This is a genomic window from Paenibacillus sp. 1011MAR3C5, from assembly GCF_003591485.1.
GTDB lineage: Bacteria > Bacillota > Bacilli > Paenibacillales > Paenibacillaceae > Pristimantibacillus.
In genome coordinates this window covers 31814-50510 of the sequence record NZ_QZCF01000008.1, presented here as the reverse complement: position 1 = coordinate 50510, position 18697 = coordinate 31814, and the positions used below count along the sequence as shown (strand labels likewise).

The 18697-nt window shown below is 51.7% G+C and carries 21 protein-coding genes and 1 tRNA gene; 15 read left to right on the top strand and 7 right to left on the bottom strand.

The window, feature by feature from the left end:
- The first annotated feature begins 25 nt into the window (after positions 1-25).
- From D3P07_RS21305 to D3P07_RS21280, 6 genes are all read left to right on the top strand, one after another.
- The gene (locus D3P07_RS21305; RefSeq protein ID WP_119802288.1) at positions 26-922 is read left to right on the top strand and encodes a LysR family transcriptional regulator; all 897 of its coding nucleotides are present in this window, start codon (positions 26-28) and stop codon (positions 920-922) included.
- Entirely contained in the window at positions 919-1533 is a 615-nt protein-coding gene (locus tag D3P07_RS21300; RefSeq protein ID WP_119802287.1) for a hypothetical protein, read from the top strand. Before D3P07_RS21305 ends, D3P07_RS21300 begins: the two co-directional genes overlap by 4 nt.
- 114 nt (positions 1534-1647) lie before the next feature.
- A complete protein-coding gene (locus D3P07_RS21295) occupies positions 1648-3120 on the top strand; it encodes an amidase family protein (RefSeq protein WP_119802286.1) in 1473 nt (490 codons plus the stop codon).
- A gap of 17 nt (positions 3121-3137) precedes the next feature.
- Complete coding sequence (locus tag D3P07_RS21290; RefSeq protein ID WP_119802285.1) at positions 3138-3890, top strand: MBL fold metallo-hydrolase; 753 nt, start codon at positions 3138-3140, stop codon at positions 3888-3890.
- A 50-nt stretch (positions 3891-3940) separates the two neighbouring features.
- Positions 3941-4972 carry a serine hydrolase domain-containing protein gene (locus D3P07_RS21285; RefSeq protein ID WP_119802284.1) on the top strand — a complete coding sequence of 344 codons (1032 nt, stop codon included), beginning with the start codon at positions 3941-3943 and terminating at the stop codon, positions 4970-4972.
- A gap of 124 nt (positions 4973-5096) precedes the next feature.
- Positions 5097-5312: a hypothetical protein gene (locus D3P07_RS21280; protein ID WP_119802283.1), complete on the top strand. Its 216-nt coding sequence runs from the start codon at positions 5097-5099 to the stop codon at positions 5310-5312.
- Between the two features lie 147 nt (positions 5313-5459).
- Here the strand turns inward: D3P07_RS21280 and D3P07_RS27195 are convergent, their stop codons facing one another.
- Positions 5460-5627 (bottom strand): hypothetical protein, encoded by a 168-nt coding sequence (locus tag D3P07_RS27195; RefSeq protein ID WP_182914446.1) that lies wholly within the window; start codon positions 5625-5627, stop codon positions 5460-5462.
- Positions 5628-5804: 177 nt separating this feature from the next.
- On the opposite strand from D3P07_RS27195, the gene D3P07_RS21275 reads away from it, so the two are divergent.
- The 6 genes from D3P07_RS21275 to D3P07_RS21250 all read left to right on the top strand — a co-directional run bounded on the left by D3P07_RS21275 (position 5805) and on the right by D3P07_RS21250 (position 9238).
- The gene (locus D3P07_RS21275) at positions 5805-5966 is read left to right on the top strand and encodes a DUF1328 domain-containing protein (RefSeq protein ID WP_119802282.1); all 162 of its coding nucleotides are present in this window, start codon (positions 5805-5807) and stop codon (positions 5964-5966) included.
- Between the two features lie 62 nt (positions 5967-6028).
- Positions 6029-6457 (top strand): YflT domain-containing protein, encoded by a 429-nt coding sequence (locus D3P07_RS21270; protein ID WP_119802281.1) that lies wholly within the window; start codon positions 6029-6031, stop codon positions 6455-6457.
- Positions 6458-6531: 74 nt separating this feature from the next.
- Complete coding sequence (locus tag D3P07_RS21265; protein WP_119802280.1) at positions 6532-7674, top strand: SpoIIE family protein phosphatase; 1143 nt, start codon at positions 6532-6534, stop codon at positions 7672-7674.
- Positions 7675-7777: 103 nt separating this feature from the next.
- The gene (locus D3P07_RS21260; protein WP_119802279.1) at positions 7778-8419 is read left to right on the top strand and encodes a hypothetical protein; all 642 of its coding nucleotides are present in this window, start codon (positions 7778-7780) and stop codon (positions 8417-8419) included.
- A gap of 73 nt (positions 8420-8492) precedes the next feature.
- The gene (locus D3P07_RS21255) at positions 8493-8813 is read left to right on the top strand and encodes an STAS domain-containing protein (RefSeq protein WP_259391633.1); all 321 of its coding nucleotides are present in this window, start codon (positions 8493-8495) and stop codon (positions 8811-8813) included.
- Complete coding sequence (locus D3P07_RS21250; protein ID WP_119802277.1) at positions 8810-9238, top strand: ATP-binding protein; 429 nt, start codon at positions 8810-8812, stop codon at positions 9236-9238. Before D3P07_RS21255 ends, D3P07_RS21250 begins: the two co-directional genes overlap by 4 nt.
- A 170-nt stretch (positions 9239-9408) precedes the next feature.
- Here the strand turns inward: D3P07_RS21250 and D3P07_RS21245 are convergent, their stop codons facing one another.
- Both D3P07_RS21245 and D3P07_RS21240 read right to left on the bottom strand, forming a co-directional pair.
- The gene (locus D3P07_RS21245; protein ID WP_119802276.1) at positions 9409-10287 is read right to left on the bottom strand and encodes a CheR family methyltransferase; all 879 of its coding nucleotides are present in this window, start codon (positions 10285-10287) and stop codon (positions 9409-9411) included.
- Between the two features lies 1 nt (position 10288).
- Positions 10289-13084, bottom strand: a complete 2796-nt coding sequence (locus tag D3P07_RS21240; protein WP_119802275.1) for a response regulator — start codon at positions 13082-13084, stop codon at positions 10289-10291.
- Positions 13085-13281: 197 nt separating this feature from the next.
- Here D3P07_RS21240 and D3P07_RS21235 point away from each other — a divergent pair, with 197 nt between their 5' ends.
- Genes D3P07_RS21235 through D3P07_RS21225 form a run of 3 tightly spaced genes read left to right on the top strand, consistent with a single transcriptional unit; the run spans position 13282 to position 14974 of the window.
- Positions 13282-13713, top strand: coding sequence for a DUF948 domain-containing protein (locus D3P07_RS21235; protein ID WP_119802274.1), 432 nt, complete (start codon positions 13282-13284; stop codon positions 13711-13713).
- Between the two features lie 35 nt (positions 13714-13748).
- Positions 13749-14195 carry an anti-sigma B factor RsbW gene (gene rsbW, locus D3P07_RS21230; RefSeq protein WP_119802273.1) on the top strand — a complete coding sequence of 149 codons (447 nt, stop codon included), beginning with the start codon at positions 13749-13751 and terminating at the stop codon, positions 14193-14195.
- Positions 14192-14974: a sigma-70 family RNA polymerase sigma factor gene (locus D3P07_RS21225; protein ID WP_119802272.1), complete on the top strand. Its 783-nt coding sequence runs from the start codon at positions 14192-14194 to the stop codon at positions 14972-14974. The genes rsbW and D3P07_RS21225 overlap by 4 nt, the downstream gene beginning before the upstream one ends.
- A 231-nt stretch (positions 14975-15205) precedes the next feature.
- Here the strand turns inward: D3P07_RS21225 and D3P07_RS21220 are convergent, their stop codons facing one another.
- The 4 genes from D3P07_RS21220 to D3P07_RS21205 all read right to left on the bottom strand — a co-directional run bounded on the left by D3P07_RS21220 (position 15206) and on the right by D3P07_RS21205 (position 18578).
- Entirely contained in the window at positions 15206-15583 is a 378-nt protein-coding gene (locus tag D3P07_RS21220) for a YtxH domain-containing protein (RefSeq protein WP_182914445.1), read from the bottom strand.
- A gap of 144 nt (positions 15584-15727) precedes the next feature.
- Positions 15728-16258 (bottom strand): superoxide dismutase family protein, encoded by a 531-nt coding sequence (locus tag D3P07_RS21215; protein ID WP_119802270.1) that lies wholly within the window; start codon positions 16256-16258, stop codon positions 15728-15730.
- Positions 16259-17497: 1239 nt separating this feature from the next.
- Positions 17498-17571 (bottom strand) — tRNA-Pro (locus D3P07_RS21210).
- Between the two features lie 62 nt (positions 17572-17633).
- Positions 17634-18578: a helix-turn-helix transcriptional regulator gene (locus D3P07_RS21205; protein ID WP_119802269.1), complete on the bottom strand. Its 945-nt coding sequence runs from the start codon at positions 18576-18578 to the stop codon at positions 17634-17636.
- Positions 18579-18697: the final 119 nt, after the last annotated feature.

Sequence of the window (18697 nt, the reverse complement as noted above, 5' to 3'; positions counted from 1 at the left end):
TTTCTGATAATAAGGGGCTATAAGGATGGACATTCGGCAGTTTCAGACGTTCAAATCGGCAGCAGATCTCGGAAGCTTTACGAAAGCGGCCCAAGCGTTGCAGTATTCCCAGGCCACCATCACCTCCCATATTCAGCAACTGGAAGGGGAGATCGGCTATCCCTTATTTGACCGATTAGGGAAGCGGATTGCGCTAACGGTAGCGGGGAAGGAGCTGTATCCTTATGTCATGGAGCTGCTTACGGCTTATGCAAAAATCAAGCATATCTCTGAGGACAACCATACGGTTCGGGGCGAGCTGCGCGTCGGCGCGTCCGAAACGATGACGGTCTATAAGCTAGGTCCTGTCCTGTCACAGTTCAAGAGACATTATCCGGATGTTACTCTGTCTCTCATTAATGACAACTGCATGCCGCTGCGGGAGATGCTTCACACCGGGGAGTTGGATGTTGCTATTACACTGGAGCCGATCGTGGAAGACCCTCAGCTTATAGCGATCCCATTCCTGGAAACGCCTCTTGTCTTCGTCGGCGGAATCCATCTGGCTACACGTTCAATCGTGGAGCTTATGGACGAGTGCATCATCTTCAGCGAAAAAAACTGCTCGCTCCGCCGAGCCTTCGAGTCGTATATGGAGGGCAAGGCTTGGGCCCTTAGCAGCCATATGGAATTCACAAGCATGGAAGCGATGAAGCAGTGCATCGTCAGCGGCTTGGGTATTAGTCTTATGCCGCATATGAGCGTGGAGGGGCTGCTGCGGAGCAAGGATATGGCGGTACTTCGGACTGATGACGAACTGACATTCTACGGACAAGTCTGCTATCACAAGAACAAATGGATATCCCGTGCCCATCGAACTTTTATAGACACGGTGCTAGCGCAGCAGGATAAAGAGAGAGTAGAAGGGGGAGTGAGGCTATGAAGAAGAAATGGTATTGGAGTATCGGAATCATAGCGGTCCTGGTTGTGGCCTACGGATGGTTCGCAGGTTACCGCTTCACGATGTCGGCGGCGATATCGGCGGGTTTTCATCAGGATTACCGGGTTATTCTGTCCGAGGACATGCCGTACGGCAAGGCCGTGCTTTATGAGGATTCATTCCACGGTACTTTCGGCGTGGGCAGGCTACATACGCTATGGGGGTTGTTGTACCGCCATGGCGGCGAAGCAAGCCGCATCGCCGCTCAAGACGGGCAGCCATTCGAAGTGGCTGGATACGGCAGCGGGGGTGATGAAATATGGTTCTTGGTCGGTATTCAGCTGTCAGGCGATTCGCAGATTCGCTATCTTTCGGCGGGCAATCATCTGAAGGACTTGGCCTATAACGAGCCCTATACGATGACGCTTGATGATGTGAAGGCCAATTCGGAGCATTATAAGTGGAAGGAAGTCGCGGGCCGATATGCATTATTAGTGCTGGAGGATTATACGGAAGAGAACTGGACGATCCGTGCCTTCAATGGGGAAGGAGAGCTTGTCGCAGATAAGCGGTTTGCGGGACAGCCTCGATATATCGATCGGATACAGCCCTAACCAAGCGGCTGAGTCACGTTACCAATTGAATATAACTGATCTTTCCGTACCTGTCGCATGGGGGGATATGGTAGGTTTAATCTATGGATTTCGGAAGTGACAGGAGTGAGATGGATGATCGCGCCATTGAAAGAATGGATGATAGAAGCGGATATCAGGAGCCTGCAATCGGCGATGGAGTCGGGTCGAATCAGCTCGGAGGAGCTGACTCTGGCTTACATAGATCGGATACGGGAAATCAATCCCCTTATTCATGCTGTTTTGGAGCTGAACCCGGATGCAATAGACATTGCCCGGTCTCTTGATGCGGAGCGGAAGGAGAGAGGGAGCAGGGGCGAGCTGCACGGTATTCCGATTCTGGTGAAGGATAATATCGACACGGGAGACCGCATGCATACAAGCGCCGGCTCCGCTGTATTAGCGAATAACAAGGTGGCGGAGGACGCCTTCATCGCAGCCAGGCTGCGGAAGGCGGGTGCTGTGCTGCTGGGGAAAACCAATATGACGGAATGGTCGAACTTCATGTCCAGCCGCATGCCGGCGGGATACAGCTCGCGGGGCGGGCAGGTTCTCAACCCCTACGGTCCGGGCGAGGTGTTCGTCAGCGGCTCCAGCTCCGGCTCGGCGGCGGCCGTCGCCGCAAGCCTCGCGGCAGCTGCAATCGGAACAGAGACGGCAGGCTCCATTGTAGGGCCGGCCGCTCAGCATGCGCTGGTAGGCATCAAGCCCACAGTGGGGCTTGCTAGCAGATCGGGTATTATACCGATCTCCTTCTATCAGGATACGCCGGGTCCGCTTGCCCGAACAGTCGAGGATGCGGCTATCCTGCTGGGAGCTATCGTAGGATGGGATGAGCAGGATTCGCTGACGGAGGCCGGGAGAGAAGCGGCTTGCCTGGATTACACGGCATTCCTCGACGCAGCGTATGTGGCGCAAGCGAGGATCGGGATCCCGCGTCCCTACTACAAGCATCTGGACGAAGAGCGTCTCGCGATTATGGAAGATGCCATTGCGGCGCTGAGGCGCGAAGGGGCGACGATCGTCGACGATATTCCTTTGCCGGTGGAATACAGCAATTGGAACCAAGGCGTCGTAGGTTACGAGTTCAAGCAAGGCATCAACGCTTATTTGGCGCGCTTGGATGAATCATCTCCGGTACATTCCTTAACGGAATTAATAGCTTACCATCGGGACCATGCCGAGCTGACGCTGGCTTATGGTCAGGACACGCTGGAGCAATCGGAGGCCACCGAGCTGACGGAGGAACAGGTGGAGAGGGAGCAGACCTCGTACAAAAAGAGGGCACGCCGTGAAGGTATTGAGTATCTGATGAAGCAGGAGCGGCTGGACGCGCTTCTTCTGCCGGGCGATGCGGACGGCAAATATATGGCGGCTAGAATGGGTTATCCGCTAATCTGCGTTCCGGCGGGGTATTCGGCGAATGGAATCATCGATGAGGATGGCGATTCCACGAAAGGGCCGTTCGGCGTAATATTCTCCGGTCCGGCCTTTAGCGAACCGACATTAATCAAGCTGGCTTACGGTTTCGAACAGGCGACACGCCATCGTATTCCCCCGAAGCTATAGAATAGGATGTGAACGGAATGAATCAGGTGTACAGCTTGCCGATTACTGTTGAACATGGCGGACCACGGCAGACCATTACGCCCGTCATTCTGCGGGATGACCGCCATATGGTGCTAGTCGACTGCGGTTATCCAGGCTTTGTGCCGCTGCTGGAGGAAGCAGCTGGCTTGCAGGGCCTGTCGCTCCAGCATTTGACGCATGTGTTTGTGACTCATCACGATATGGACCATATCGGAGCGCTTGCCGAATTACAGCGCGCATACTCGCAGGCGGAGACGGTCACCTATGAGCTGGAGGCGCTCTATGTGGCGGGCAAGCGCAAGTCGCTCAGGCTAATCCAGGCTGAAGCTTCTCTGGAGGGCATGGCGGAGGAGGCAAGGCCTCAGGCGGAAGGTTTCATCGCCTTCCTGAATCAAATCGAGCCAGCTCTGGTGCACCGCACGGTAGCAGATGGGACATTGTTGCCGTGGTGCAGGGGGACGGAGGTTGTCCATACGCCAGGGCATATGCCGGGGCATACATCGTTATTTGTCAGGGAGAGCGGCACGATGATCGCAGGAGATGCAGTGGTGATTGAAGCGGACGGCAGGCTTGGCATTGCCAATCCGCAATATACGATGGATATGGAAGCGGCCTTAAGCTCCGTCGAACGCATGCTGACGTACCCGATTCGCCAGCTGATCTGCTATCACGGCGGATTGTTCCAGGGTGATGCCAGAGCTGCCTTGATCGCTTTGTTGCAGGAGTATGGCTTGACGTATTCGGAATGAGACAACTGCAAACGTTTTGATAGAAAGCTTTTGAATAAGGAGGGAAACACATGTCATTAGCCAATCGAATTGAAGCACTAGTACAGGACTTTAATGATAAGGCTGCTATGTCGTTCTCCGGGTCGATACGAGTGACCGCGAACGGCGAACAGTTCGAGAAGAGTTGCGGTTATGCCAATCGCAGTGAAGGTATCCACAATAGCGCCAATACGCGCTTTGGTATCGCATCCGGGTGCAAAATCTTCACCGCTGTGGCGATTGCTCAGCTTGTCGAGCAGGGAAAGCTGGGGTACGATACCTTGCTGAAGGAGGTTGTGGAGCATCCTTTTCCAGCATTTGATTCCCGTGTGAGCGTCCATCACTTGCTCACCCATACATCGGGGGTGCCGGATTACTTTGATGAGGAGACCATGAGTCATTATGAGGAGTTATGGAGCGCCATTCCAACGTACCGCGTAAAGTCTCCGTCGGACTTTCTGCCGCTGTTCGATAAGCAGGAGATGAAGTTCGCTCCGGGAGAGCGCTTCTCTTATTGCAACTCAGGCTTCATTCTGCTTGGTCTGATTGTGGAGAAAGTGAGCGGACAGAGCTTCACCTCCTATGTCGAGGAGCATATCTTCCGCAGCTGCAGGATGGACGATTCCGGCTACTTCGCGATGGACCGGCTGCCGGAACGGACAGCGCTCGGCTATATCGGAACGGATACCGATTGGCGTACAAACCAGTTCTCCATCCCGATCACAGGAGGGCCGGATGGCGGCGCTTATACAACCGTTCGCGATTTGGACCGGTTTTGGGATGCGCTGCTGAACTTCCGGCTGCTGTCTGAGGAGTCAACGGCACGGATGCTGCATCCGCATGCGGCTTCGAATGAGCATACTTCCTATGGCTATGGCGTGTGGATGACGATCATGGACGGCAAGCCGTTCAAATATTTTGTCATGGGAAGCGATCCGGGTGTTGTTATGCTGTCTTCGGCCTATCTGCAGCCAGGCGTTTATGCGCATGTACTGGCCAATGTGGAGCGGGGGGCCGGGATGATTGCCTCCGGCATCGATGAGTTTCTGTTGGATGCGCGGTAGACTTGCTGGTTTCTGAGTTTTTTCTCATGAGAAGAGCTGATTCATCCTGAGAAGGTTGGGTTAAGTAGGGATAGGAGACGCAGAGCTCCATACCCAAAAACGATCAATCAGGAGGAAGATAGCAATGAACAAACTCGCAAATAAGCAAAGAATGACAAAGGTGTTGCTGACGGCTACGATGTGCGCCATTATGATATTCACAGCCGCAGCCTGCAACAGCGACACGAACGGAACATCCAACAACAACAACCTGAATAATAACGCACCGATTGTAACGGATGATCCGCTTGCAACAGAGCCAATCGTGCCAGGCGACGCCGACGATACGGTGACGGAATAACCATAGATGAGACCGCCATAGAGACCGCCATAGAGACCTCCCTGAGAACGGGAGGTTTTCTTCATGCCTGGCTGTCGGCAACGGGGAAAGAACACAAAAAACCGCTTGAGGAGTTTGAACTCTTCAAGCGGTTCCTGCCGAATCCTCTTAGAACATGGGGAATACATACCGGACGAGGAAGTACAGGACGCCAAAGACGATTACGATGTATGCGGTATATCTGATAAGGGTAGACAGAACCTGGCTTGAATCCGACTTCTTCTGAACATGCCGTTCTTCGATTTCCACGTTGCGCTGCGGAATATTCGTATTCATAACACTACACTCCTTTATAAAAGGTATAGCTCTCCTTACCCAGAGATCGGGCGGTTGAATCGGATAGGGGTTGCCCAAAATGATGCGCATGCCGCTTGTTTCAAGCTGGACTGATCGGGTTAAGAACAAGCAAGCCGGCGAGCACAATCGCCAGCAATCAGAAAGGCGGTGATTCCTATGCTGGGATGGGCATTAATGTTTTTCATTTTCGCTCTGGTAGCTGGAATCTTCGGATTCATGGGCATAGCTTCCGCTATGGCGGGAATAGCCAAGGTTCTATTCGTTATCTTTGTAGTCTTGTTCTTGGCTTCCCTGATTCTGGGCAGAAGAAAAGCCTAATGATATCCAAGGCAGTACGCTAACGCAGTACCATCAACCATATCATTCAGGAGGGATTTATCATGAAAACGGCAAATACAGAGCAAACCAAAGTACGGACGGTCATGACACGCGATGAAGTGCAGGAGCAAGTGAGACAATTCCGCCATGAAGGCTATGCGGAGGATCGTATCTTTGTTCTGACACATGACAAGACAAGAACGAAGCGTCTGGCAGAGCGGACAGATGCCGAAGAAATCGGAGTAGCGGAGCAGGGTCTTGGGACATCGATTGCGAATATTTTCCGATCAACGGGTGATGAGCTGAGAGCCAAGATGAGGTCGCTGGGCGTCGCGAAGGAGGAAGCCGAGAGGCTTGAGGCCGCGATGGACCGGGATGCGATCGTCGTCATCGCCTGGGGCGGAAGGGAGTATTACGACGATGACTTCGACCGTGAAGTCTACTTCTACCCTTACGCTTATCCGATGCACAATCAGCCTCCTTACAAATAGGTTGAAATAGCCTGCCCGCAAGGGTAGGCTATTGCTATATACCTCTAGCAACTTGTAATAGGAGGACAATCCACTTGAGTATTATAATCGTAGACGACAATGTGACGAACCAGATGATTATAAGAACGATACTGACCAAAGAAGGATATTCCGATCTGCGAATCGCTTCATCTGCCCGGCAATTATTCGGTATGCTGCATCTGGAATCGGAATGCCGCGCCGAGGAGCCGGTAGACCTTATCCTGCTGGATATGATGATGCCGGAGATTGACGGGCTTGAGGCTTGCAGAAGAATTCAAGCGGATGACCGCTACCGCGATGTGCCAATCATATTCGTGACTGCGGTCGGTGATTCCCTTAAGCTGGCAGAGGCGCTGGATGCCGGCGCAACCGATTATGTCATGAAGCCAATCAATAAGCTGGAGTTGATGGCGCGTATACGTTCCGCGCTCCGGTTGAAATATGAGAAGGATTGGCATAAGGAGCGGGACAAGCGTATTCGCTATGAGCTGGAGCTGGCTAAGCAAGTTCAGCGGAGCGTGCTTAGCTCGCCTATTCAGAACGAGCAGATCAGCATCTTGGCCGATTATCGGCCTTCCTTCGAATTGGCGGGCGACTACTATGCGTGGTTCCGTATCGATCGGGACCGGTATGCCGTCATTCTGCTGGATATGATGGGCCATGGCATTTCGTCATCCCTCGTATGCATGTTCATCTCCTCCGTTCTAAAGGATATGATGTTTCGTATTACCGACCCGGAGGAAGTGATTCTGGAGCTGAATCGGTATATGGGGCAGCTCTATCGCTCTGATGAGCTGATGAATTATTACTTCACGGCTGTATTCGTCGTGATTGATACCGCCAATCATACGGTTGAATACGTCAATGCAGGTCATCCGCCGGGGCTTGTCGTAACGGATGATTCTCTGGCGATGCTTAATCCCAGCGGTCCGGCTATCGGATTGTTCGAGCATATCCGCGTGAGCAAAGGCATGGTTTCTTATAAGCCGGGTACGGTCATTGCGCTGTACACGGATGGACTGCTGGAAGCGATGGGCTCGGATGAAGACGATGCGCTTGTCACCCGCATTGCGGAGGGCATTCGCAACAGTCCCGGTGCGGAGCCGGGCGAGATCGTAGAGGCCCTGATGCAATGCGAGGACGGCAGCAACAGGCAGCGCGATGATATTTGCTTATTGCAAATTACGCTAAAGTAGCGCCGACCTCATGTTTCAAATGACACAGAATGGTTTATACATGATCATAGGAACCTTGAAGGCTAAGTGAAGCATGAGCATCCATAGCGGGAGGGAGTTCATTATGAGAGCGATCATTCTGTATGTCTTTATTATAGTAAGTGTTGTCGCAATGGGAATGCAGTCGTCAGAGCAGCCGGCTGATGCACAGATGACGATGAAGCATGTTGCAGGAGTGCCTCTGGTAATGATGCCTGCCATCTATGATTCAACCGGGCATATGAATCATGCAGAGGAAGCATCCATGTACTTGCAGACGGATGACGGGGAGCCTGCTTCGGAGCCGCCGCAACCGTCGGAAGAGAGCATAGCCTTAGCGGATAACGGGCTTGATCTGGACAGCGTAAATGGGATCAGTCTATATGACAACCCTGAAGCTGTCGTATCCAAGCTGGGCGAACCGGTGAGCAAGTCGGTGGATGAGATATGGGGCGATCTGGCGGTTTATGCATATCCAGATATGGAAATCGCCTTCTACGGTGAGTTCATCCAGTATGTCAACATCGAGGCGGACGAAGCGTTGCAGGTAGACGGCGTGACCTTGTCTATTACAGAGTCCGCTCTGAAGAAAGCGTTCGGCCAGCCGGATTATACCGCCGAGGACGGCATCGTATTCCAGCGGGATGATGCGGTGCTCAAGCTATTCTTCGATGAAGCTACGCGTGAGCCGCAGTATGTGAGCTATTACCATATCGCAACAGTGTAGCTTGTCTAATTGGGATTCAATTGGTAGGATCAATATAAGGTCAAATAGAGCGGAGTGAATGGGAAGAATGAAAATGGAACCTTTTCGTATGGAACAGCATGAGACGAACGGGCAGTTTGTATTAAAGCTTGGCGGAGAGCTGGATCTGGCCGTCGTTCCCCAGCTGCAAGCGGCAGTAGAGCCTTACTTGAGACGCACAGATCTCGCCATGATTCTGGATCTGGAGGGATTGGTTTATATCGACAGCACGGGCATCGGTATTATCGTCTCGATTCTGAAGACGAGGGATAATGTGAACGCGCCGTTCTTTGTGAGGAATATTCCGCCGACCGTACGGAAGCTGTTCGATATGACGGGCTTGACGGGTTATTTGAAGGAAGAGGCCGGGGCATGAAAGCTGTTCACTTGCAAATACCGGCAGATGCGGACTATATCGATTTGGTTCGGAATTGTCTCTTGGGTGTGGCGACCAAGCTGGGCTTCTCCTATGAGGATATTGAGGATATGAAGGTAGCGGTATCCGAGGCATGCAGCAATGCGGTGCTGCATGGCGTGACGGGAGACACGGCGGGTGATGGCGTGATCGACGTCGCATTCGAATCCGATGCGGAGGGTCTTGCCATTCGCGTTGTCAATTACGGCGTTCCCTTTGCGCATTCGGATGCACGGAAGTCGGCTTCCGGCATCCAGGGCAATCATCCCAGCGAGCTGCGCGTAGGCGGTCTGGGCATCTATCTGATGGAAGCCTTAATGGATGAAGTGCAGATGAATTCCGATGAGCAGCGGACGGAAGTTCGCCTCATGAAATACCGGGGATGAACACAAGAACCTCTGTGCCTTGCGGCGGATGGAATGTAGAGGATGCAATTATAAATGATGATATAAAATGGCGTGCGCTTGGTTGACCAAAGCGACACGCCTTTTTGCTGTAAAGAAATCGTATGGTGATGTCCGGCTTGCAAGGGGAAAGCCGGACAGCCTTGTGAGACTTATAGCTTGCGGAAGATCCTCTCTTCCGGCGCATGTTCGGCGAAGCTGGATTTGTGCGGAGACAGGAAGGATTCCTTGCCGCCCAGTACCAGAAAGCCGCTTGGTGCCAGACTGTCCGTCAGAACACGATGTACTCTGCTTTGAAGCTCGGGGTCAAAGTAAATCAGCACATTGCGGCACAGGATCACATGAAATTCGTTAAAGGAACCGTCTGTCGCCAGATTATGCTCGGCGAACATCATATGTCCTTTAATTTCTGGCTGGAAAAAAGCATAGGCATGGTCTGTCTTATAATAAGCGGAAAACTCGCGCGTGCCGCCTGCCTGCAAGTAATTGCGCGTATAGGCCTGCATGCGCTTGAGCGGGAACTTTCCTTGCTTGGCTTGAGCTATAGCTATCTTGCTCATATCTGTGGCATAGATGATTGAGCGGTCCAGCAGCCCTTCCTCCTGAAGCAGAATCGCCATGGAGTAGACTTCCTCGCCTGTTGCACATCCTGCGTGCCAGATGCGAAGCTCATCTAGTCCCTGCAAATGCGGCACGACCTTCTGGCGGAAGGCAAGGAAAAACTCCGGATCGCGGAACATCTCTGTTACCTTGATCGAGAAATCCTCCAGCAGCTTCTCCATGAAGCCTTCTTCATGCAATACTTTGCCCAGCAGCGAGGAGATTGTCGGGAGCTTCTCCAGGTTCATCCGGTGCCGAACACGCCTGCGCAGGGAAGAGCGCAAGTAATGGCGGAAGTCAAAGCCCCTCAGCCGATAGATGGCCTCCAGCAGCAAATCCAGCTCCAGCTCCTCGATCTCTCCATAATCAGACAGCTCTTCATCGACCTCCCGCAAGGAATCGCCATGTCGCAATATGCTGTCATCCACCATGTTAATGCTCCACCTGCTTTGTTAGCCAAACCCTCATTAGCGAGAACAACTGCTCCATTTGGATCGGCTTGCTAATATAGTCGGATGCGCCGGCTGCTAGACAGCTCTCTTGGTCGCTCTTCATCGCTTTGGCTGTCAGAGCGATGATTGGCGTGTTTTTCATCAGCGGATGCTTCTTCAGCGTTCTGGTCGTCTCGAAGCCATCCATGACAGGCATCATAATATCCATTAGGACCAGATCGTAATTAGCGTCGGTATCGACAATCTCGAGACATTCCTGTCCGTTGCGGGCGACTGTCACTTCCAAGCCCTTCAACTCCAGCGCTCTAACTAATGCGAAGACGTTGCGCGCATCGTCCTCAACGAGCAGCACACGCTTATTCAAGAAGGCGGAGTCGCCCTCAGGGTGTTCCGATTGCTCCTCGACCCGATGCGAAGGAGCCGCTTCCGCAGTCGGAATGTCTGCTGGAGGATCGATTCTTTCTGTATGTTTTGTCGGTGTTCCGATTGGAGCGGCAGCCGCGGCCTCCAGCAATGCCTGGTTAAGCTCAAACTGCGCCTCGTTAATCTGATACGGCAAATATAGCGTAAAGGTGCTGCCCTTGTGCAGCTCGCTGTCTACGACGATGCAGCCGCCCAGCAGATGGGCAAATTCGCTGCATATGGATAAGCCGAGTCCCGTTCCGCCGTAGAGGCGGTTCGTATTGCCGTCGACTTGCTGGAAGGCTTCGAAGATAAGGTCTTGCTTATCTTTCGGTATGCCGATCCCGGTGTCGATGATCGAGAAGGCGATGAAGCTCTCCGCATCCGTATCTGGCATATGCTTTTGTATGATCGATGGATCGGCTTGATGAAGCTTCAGCGTCACTGTGCCGCTCTCGGTAAATTTGAATGCGTTGGACAACAGGTTTTTCATAATTTGCTGCAAGCGCTGACCATCCGTCCGGATGATCGGAGGCAGTTCGCGCTGCTGCTCGATCAGGAAGGACAGCCCTTTCTTATCGGCAATCGGATCGAAGCTGAGCTTCAGCATTTCCGGAATTTCCGAGACATTGACTTCATCGACCACCAGAGCGATCTTGCCGGCTTCGATCTTGGACAAGTCGAGTATATCATCGATCAATGCCAGGAGATCATTGCCTGAGGAGTGTATGACGCGAGCGTAACCTTCCTCCTCGGAAGAGAGCGACTGGCTTTCGTTCTCGTACAGCATTTGGGACAGAATGAGAATGCTGTTAAGCGGCGTACGCAGCTCATGGGACATATTCGCCAGGAAGTTGGTTTTGTATTGCGCGCTTTGCCTTAGCTTCTCCGCATAATCCTCCAGCTCCGCCTTGGCCAGCTCCAACTCCTTTGTCTTCTGTTCCGCAAACAAGTTCTGCTCCTCGAGATGCTCGGTCGTCATGCGCATTTCTTCCTGCTGCATTTGCAGTTCCTCGGACTGCGCTTGCAGCTCTTCTGTCTGCGTCTGCAACTCTTCGGTCATCGCTTGGGATTCGCCGAGCAGCCGCTCGACCTCCATACGTCCCGCAACATTGTCGATCGCGACACCGAAGTGATCCTCGATTACTTCCAGCAGCTTCAGATGCTGGGCGAGGAAGGGATCCAGCGATGCAAATTCAATAACAGCAATGATTCTATCCTCGAATTCGACGGGAACGACGAGTACGCTTCTCGGCTGTATCTGGGTTAATCCGGTTGTGATGCTGGCGTTGTATTGCTCAGGCTGGTTGAGCAGGAATGGCCGCTTGTCCTGCGCGCATTGCCCGACCAGTCCTTCGCCGAAGCGGAAGCTGTCCCTTGCCTTCTCGTCTCCGCTGGCGGCGTACGCTGCCAGCTTGTCCAGGCGAAGCTGCTCTCCTGCTCCCCTGCGATAGTAAAAGACGCCATAGGAGGCGCCAATCATAGGCGCTACCTTGCTTAGAAACGAAGAAGCAAGCTGCTTCAAGTCGTTTACACCGTGGTTCATAGTAGCTACTTCCGCGACATGCGTCTGTATCCAGGATTGGGCCTCCAGGCTCTCCAACAATATGTTGGTCGCGTTGGCCAAATCCCTGACCTCGTCTTTCGAATTGACCTTGATCCGTTTCGTCAGATCGCCTCGGGAATCGGCAATCTCGCTGATCGTCGACGATACTTGGCGTATCGTACGCACGATGGCGTTCGATACATAAGCTACGATAATGAAGGACACAACCGCTACAGCAATAAGAATGCCGATTAGGCTGAATGTCAGCAGCTCATTCCGTTTCTCCAGCTCTCCGATATATATCCGATTGGAGTCCAGATGCTTAAGACGGAGTTGTTCCAGATGATCGCGCAGCTGGTCGACATCCTCCTTGCCGGGATCGTTTTTGTAATAATCGATGATATCTTCGGTTTTGTTTTCCCGCTTGAGCGCAATGGTCGGTTCGCCGGATACCTCGATCCAATGTTCAATTGTTGCCCGAATATTATCCAGGTCTCTGCGCTTCTCGTTGTCATCGTCAAAAAAGCCGCTGAGGCGGTTCAAATTATCTTCCCATTCCGCTTTGCTTTCTGTATAGGGCTTTAAGTAATTTTCGTCGCCTGTCAGCAAGTAGCCCCTCTGGCTAGTCTCCATGCTGATGACATTGTACCGGATGCTCGTAATCAAGTTATGAACATCCATATCTCTCGATGTAATCGTCTCGATCTCGTTCTGGAGCGACTGGATCCGTTCGGACACGGCAACGACTGCTGCGCCAAGGCAGCAAATGATGAGAATATAGCCCATCGCGATCTTGAATCGGATGCTTATATGGCGTGGCGTAAGCATAACAGCCTCCTTCTTGTGCAGAACCCGTAAAACTCGTATCGAAATGCCCGTCCACCGGGCAAAAGGTTTTCTTTCTATTTATTATAGCATGCGAGGTCCAATCGGAAAAATTGGAGTGATTCCGGATTTCTTCGTTTCAACCTTTGCCCTGCAGGGTAATACGGGAGAAAGGATACTTTGGAAGGGGCCGTAATCCTATGAATCTAGTTGTTGAAATCAGTATAGTTGTAGTTGCTATAGCCGCGGTTATTATGCTGTTGGCTGCTTTCAAAACACTGAAGCTTGCGGGAGCAGCGATTGAAGATGCCAAGGTAACGCTGGGCGACTTGAGAACCGAGATATTGCAAATCAGCCAGGATGCCCGCGAGGTTGTCCGCAACACGAATGCTGTAACCGTAGATGCGCAGAAAAAAATGCAGGAACTGGATTCATTATTTTCCAGCGTGAAGGAGATTGGCCAAGCGACCCATGTGGTGACGCAATCGGTCAAGGAAGCCGCAACAGGAGCCGCATCGAAGGTGAAACGAAACAGTCGGGATATTCAAAAGCCGGAGGGCGGGACAATCGCAGCGATTGCGGACGGCATCGCCTCTACCATTCGGATATGGAACCGGCTCAAGCAGAATTAAGCTATAATTGAAGGTGTGAGAAAGGATCGTGGAGCATGAATCCGTTACCTATTATGATTCGCATTCCGGCTAAAGCCGACTATCTGGATATTGTCAGAGCTGCTTTGTTCGCAATCGCGAGCAAAGCCGGGTTCTCGTATGAAGCTATAGAAGATATGAAGGTTGCAGTAACCGAGGCGTGCACGAATGCGATTCGGCATGCCTATGAGGAAGGATACGACGGATTGGTCGAGCTGTCCTTCCTGTGCGAGGAAGATGAATTAAACATTACGGTCAAGGATGATGGAAGAGGAAACGTAGTGAGGGCGGCGCAGGGCACTGCGCCTTCCGTTCTGCATCAGTCGCCGATTGCCGATGTCGCTGTTGGCGGTCTGGGCATATTTTTGATGGAGGCTCTGATGGATGAGGTTCACGTACGCTCCGAGAATGGTACGGAGGTTGTACTCATTAAGCGCATGAGCAGAAACGAGGAGATGGTATGAATCAACAATCCTCGGGTTTGACGCCGGAGAATGCTTCGATGCTCATGGAGCGCTATCGTCTGCATGAGTGCAACGATAGCGCGACGCAGCTTCTCCTTCATTATGAATCCATCGTCCGCATGGCGGCAGGCAAGCTGTCCAGGAGCCGACCCGACTTGTACGAGGATCTATTCCAGGTCGGGCAGATATCCATGCTCAGACTGTTCAAGCAATTCGATTCGGAGAAGGGCATTCCGTTCGAAGGGTACGCGATGAAGAGTGTAATCGGCCATCTGAAAAACTTTCTCAGGGATAAGTCCTGGTACATCCAAGTGCCTCGGCGAATCAAAGAGAAGGGGTTGCTGCTTCAGAAGGCTATCGATGAGCTGACGGTTAAGTTGGGCCGATCGCCTAAGATAGAGGATATTGCGGAGTGCCTGGAACTAAGCGTCGAAGAGACGATTGAAGTCATGACTTCGCGCGAAGCGTATCAATACGTATCGCTGGACATGCCTCTGTCATCCGAAGGGGAAAGCGCGGCTACGGTTGGCGACATGATTGCAGGCGACTCCGACGGCTTTCAGGCGCTCGAGGGTCGAATGGACCTTCGAGAGGCATTCGGACGTCTGAAGGAGCAGGAGCAGCATGTGCTAACCCTTGTCTATACACACGGCTTGTCGCAACGGGATGTAGCCGAGAGGCTGGGCGTCTCGCAGATGAGCGTCTCCCGCATTCAGCGCCGGGCGATCGAGCGGTTGAAAACGCTTCTCGCGGAGGAGGAAGAGGAGGCCGGGAATTAAGGCTGGCTAGTGTAGTCGGCTGGAATGAACCCGCGTCTTGCACAAACGGAATAGCCTGTGGGCCATGAAGATGGCTGGCAGGCTTTTTTTGTTGCAGCAAGAGTTCGTTGGAGGAGATAGTATCGTCAAGCAGGGGGGAGTGTGGCAACGGGGTTGACTGTTAGACATGGAAGGCGGACGCCAGAAGAAGGAGCGCCTCGCAGGCGCTCCTTCTTCTGGGGATAAGGTATATTATTGAGCCGGATCGGGTGTGCGACCCTTGCTCTTGACCTCGGAATTGGTAGACATCTTGTCCATTTCCTTGCCTAGCTTGACAATGTCGTCCTCTGTGGGCGCCATCGAATTGACATCAGCCTTAACGCCTTCTACAGCAGCCTGGGCGCTGTCCTTTGCTTGCTCGCTTACGCTGGTTACCATCTCTTTCGTATGTGTGCCTACGCTCGCTGCAAGCTCCTTGGCGCATTGTCCGATCGACTGGAGCTGATTTCCGATATCCGAGCGAAACTGCTGGCCTGTCTTCGGCGCGAACAGCAGTGCTGTGATGGCTCCGACCGCACCTCCTACCAATGCTCCGACTACAACTCCGCTTGTGGATGTGTTTTTGGACATAGTGCATCTCTCCTTCGATTGCCATTGGGCCATACGAACCTGCATATCGCCTCTTATGGGTTATTAACCCGATGCGGAGCGTTCGAAACATATAAAAAAGCCGTCTTGCACGCCGGAAGCGCGAAGACAGCTTGTTCCCTTGAGTTACTTGATAACGCCGCAGGCGATGCGCGCGCCGGAATTGCCGGAAGGGTCGGTTACGTAGTCGTCTGCTTTTTCGTGAATGATGAGCGATGTGCCGCCTTCTTTGGTCAGAGAATTCGGCTTGCCCGGCAATAAGGTCGCCGTCTCGCTGTCCAGCATGGCGGTGACTGTGCCGTCTTCATTCACTTTAATATTCGGCAGATCGCCGGTATGGAAGCCTTTCGGGTTTTTGAAGCCATGCTGCTTGTGATGTGGATTGAAGTGGTCGCCTGCCGTCTTAAAGTCCGGCGTATCGCACTTGCCTTCGGCATGGAAGTGAATGCCGTGCACGCCTGGAGTCAAGCCTTTAGCTTCCAAATGAATCAGTACTTTGCTGCCCTGCTGCTTCAAATGGGCGTTGCCGATCTCTTCGCCCTTGCTGTTCACAATGGAGACTAATTGCTCGGCAGGCGCGTTTCCTTCTTCTGCGCTGGCGAGAGCCACCGTCTGGGAAAGCAGCAGCACCGTTAGGAGCATCATTATTTTTTTCATGGGTTCCTCCTGAAGTAGAACATGTAGATTTAACCGTTGCTCGAACGGCAATAGCTTTAGGATGTTCATAAATATGGAAAATATTCCATGAGTAAAAAGTTTATGAAATGATAAAAGAATGTTCCGAAAATTCTAATTAAGTTGACTTTAAAGATTATTCGATTGGAAGTATGATTAACTTTGAGGATACCATTCAATTCATCGAGTATGACGCTGACAAAGGCTATACTGTGTTACCTTTGCTGGTTTAGATGGAGACGAAACAAGTTGGGCATTTAACGGAGATTTAACAAAAAGATTTTCATCTGGTTCTGCTTTAAAGCTTAAATTCCTTGTAGTTCAAAGTGTAGGTCAGTTTGAATCATTAGATTACATTCAGGAAGCAACAACAAACACAGTAGCTCCAAGTATCGATAAGTATCTTGCTAAATAACTTCATCTATGAAATGAGGCGATACTATCCAGAAACTAGCGGACAAACTCGTTCATACTTTGGTCTTTTTTGCGATATTTTATATTCTATTTAAAATTGTGAAGCTACTCATACAAGATGACTGGTACCATTCATTACCTTTCACGGTAGTAATTCAGGTAGTCGTTCTGGTCATTCTTGCAATTATTTCATTGATTCTGACTGTGCAGTTAATAAAGAAGAGTAAGAATGAATTTTGAGTAAACTTGTTGAAATCACACCAGTGTTTAAGGAGGCAGCTGAAAAAGTCCGTTTCACGAAAGAGGTACAGACCCTCAAGAAATTCGAGGGAGGCTGTGCCTCTTTTCACTTATAATTAGACATCATGGAGAGCAGTCGGCACGCTAACGCTCCGATTTATACGTTCAAGTATATGCTGTTATAGGCCATCTTCGAGTTATCAGGCGTAGACATTGTCGAGCGCCCTCAGTATGACGCCAAAGGCCCCGGTTATCAACCCGAGTTCTCTGACGAAATTCCGCAAGCTGTGATTAGAGAATATCAATTTTGCTGGACATGCTTTATTGACATGATGGTCGTTCTCACCATCGAAAAGGATAACATCTCGTACGCTAAGAACTACAAGCTCGAACGTCTAGATGGGATAAATAACGCTTAGTCCTTCAATAAAAGATTAATGGCAAACTTTAAAAAACAAAATAGACCACTCTTTCCTTGAATGTTACTTCAATGAGGAGAATGGTCTAATATGCTCAGCCAGGGTATTATCTTAACCCTTGGTTTAAATCCTTGTTGTTTCTATCGTATCGGAGTAACTGGATTCGAACCAGCGACCTCACCCACCCCAAGGGTGCGCGCTACCAGGCTGCGCCATACCCCGATATGTTACTTCTCTATTTCTATTATAAGAACGAGTCCAATATGTGTAAAGATATGGATGGATTATGGCGTCTCATACAGCACTTGGCCGGTTAGAGACAGATCGTAACCGGAGATGGATTGCAGTTCCTGCCGGAACTCAATTGAGCGCAACACGGCCAGCAGCTCGTGAAGCCATGGCTTGCTGCGGTCGTTTTTCAGAATAACCAGATCGTATCGTTCTTGTGTGAGCGGGATAAAATCCACTTGTTCCACAATGGATGCGGCTCTGGCGGTTCCCACTCCGACATCGGCTTCACCCGATGCGACCTTGGAGGCGACGGAGATATGGCTGGTGTGGATGTTGTCATAACCGGCAATGCTCCCAGGCGCAATTCCGCTCAACCGCAGCTGCTCATCCAACAGTACACGCGCCCCCGATCCCACCTCCCGATTGGCGAGACTTAGCTCGGGGCTGCCCAGATCTGACCAGCCAGATAAGCCATGAGGATTGCCCTTCGCCACATACAAGCCGGCAGGACGGCTTAGCAGATTGACGACGATATACGGCATGCCAATGAGCAAACGGCGGATATAAGGGATATTATATTCGCCGCTGTCTCCGTCAAGGAGATGCGTACTGACAATATCCGCTTCGCCCTTGTACATACTGATCAAGCTGTCGAGGCTTCCGGTATGCGAGCGCAAGGGCCGCAGTCCGGGCATGCGACGCTCCATCTGGCTGGCGAGCATATCGAGGCTGATATCTTGTCCGGTGAGGACAGGCGCGTTGCCCGTGCGTTCAAAAGCGATTGGAGCAGCCGCCGGAGCTGTGAATGCCTCATGTCCGGCGGACTTTGCTTTGCTGCGCTGCTTGTAGGCTTCAAGGTCGGATGCATCGATGCGCATTTGCTTGCCGACCCGATAGGAGAGCAATTCCCCCTTTTTGATCAGATCATAGACGGTAAGCTTTGAAATTTTAAGCAGTTGGGCGATTTCTTCTGTCGTATAAGAGAGATGCTGAGACATGTCCGATTAGCCTCCTGGTCCGTGTCCAAATTCGATATAGTCATTGTAGCACAGAGGAGGCGTAATGATGGAGAGCGGGTATGTTATTTACAGAAGTGAATAGGGGTAGGTATAATGCT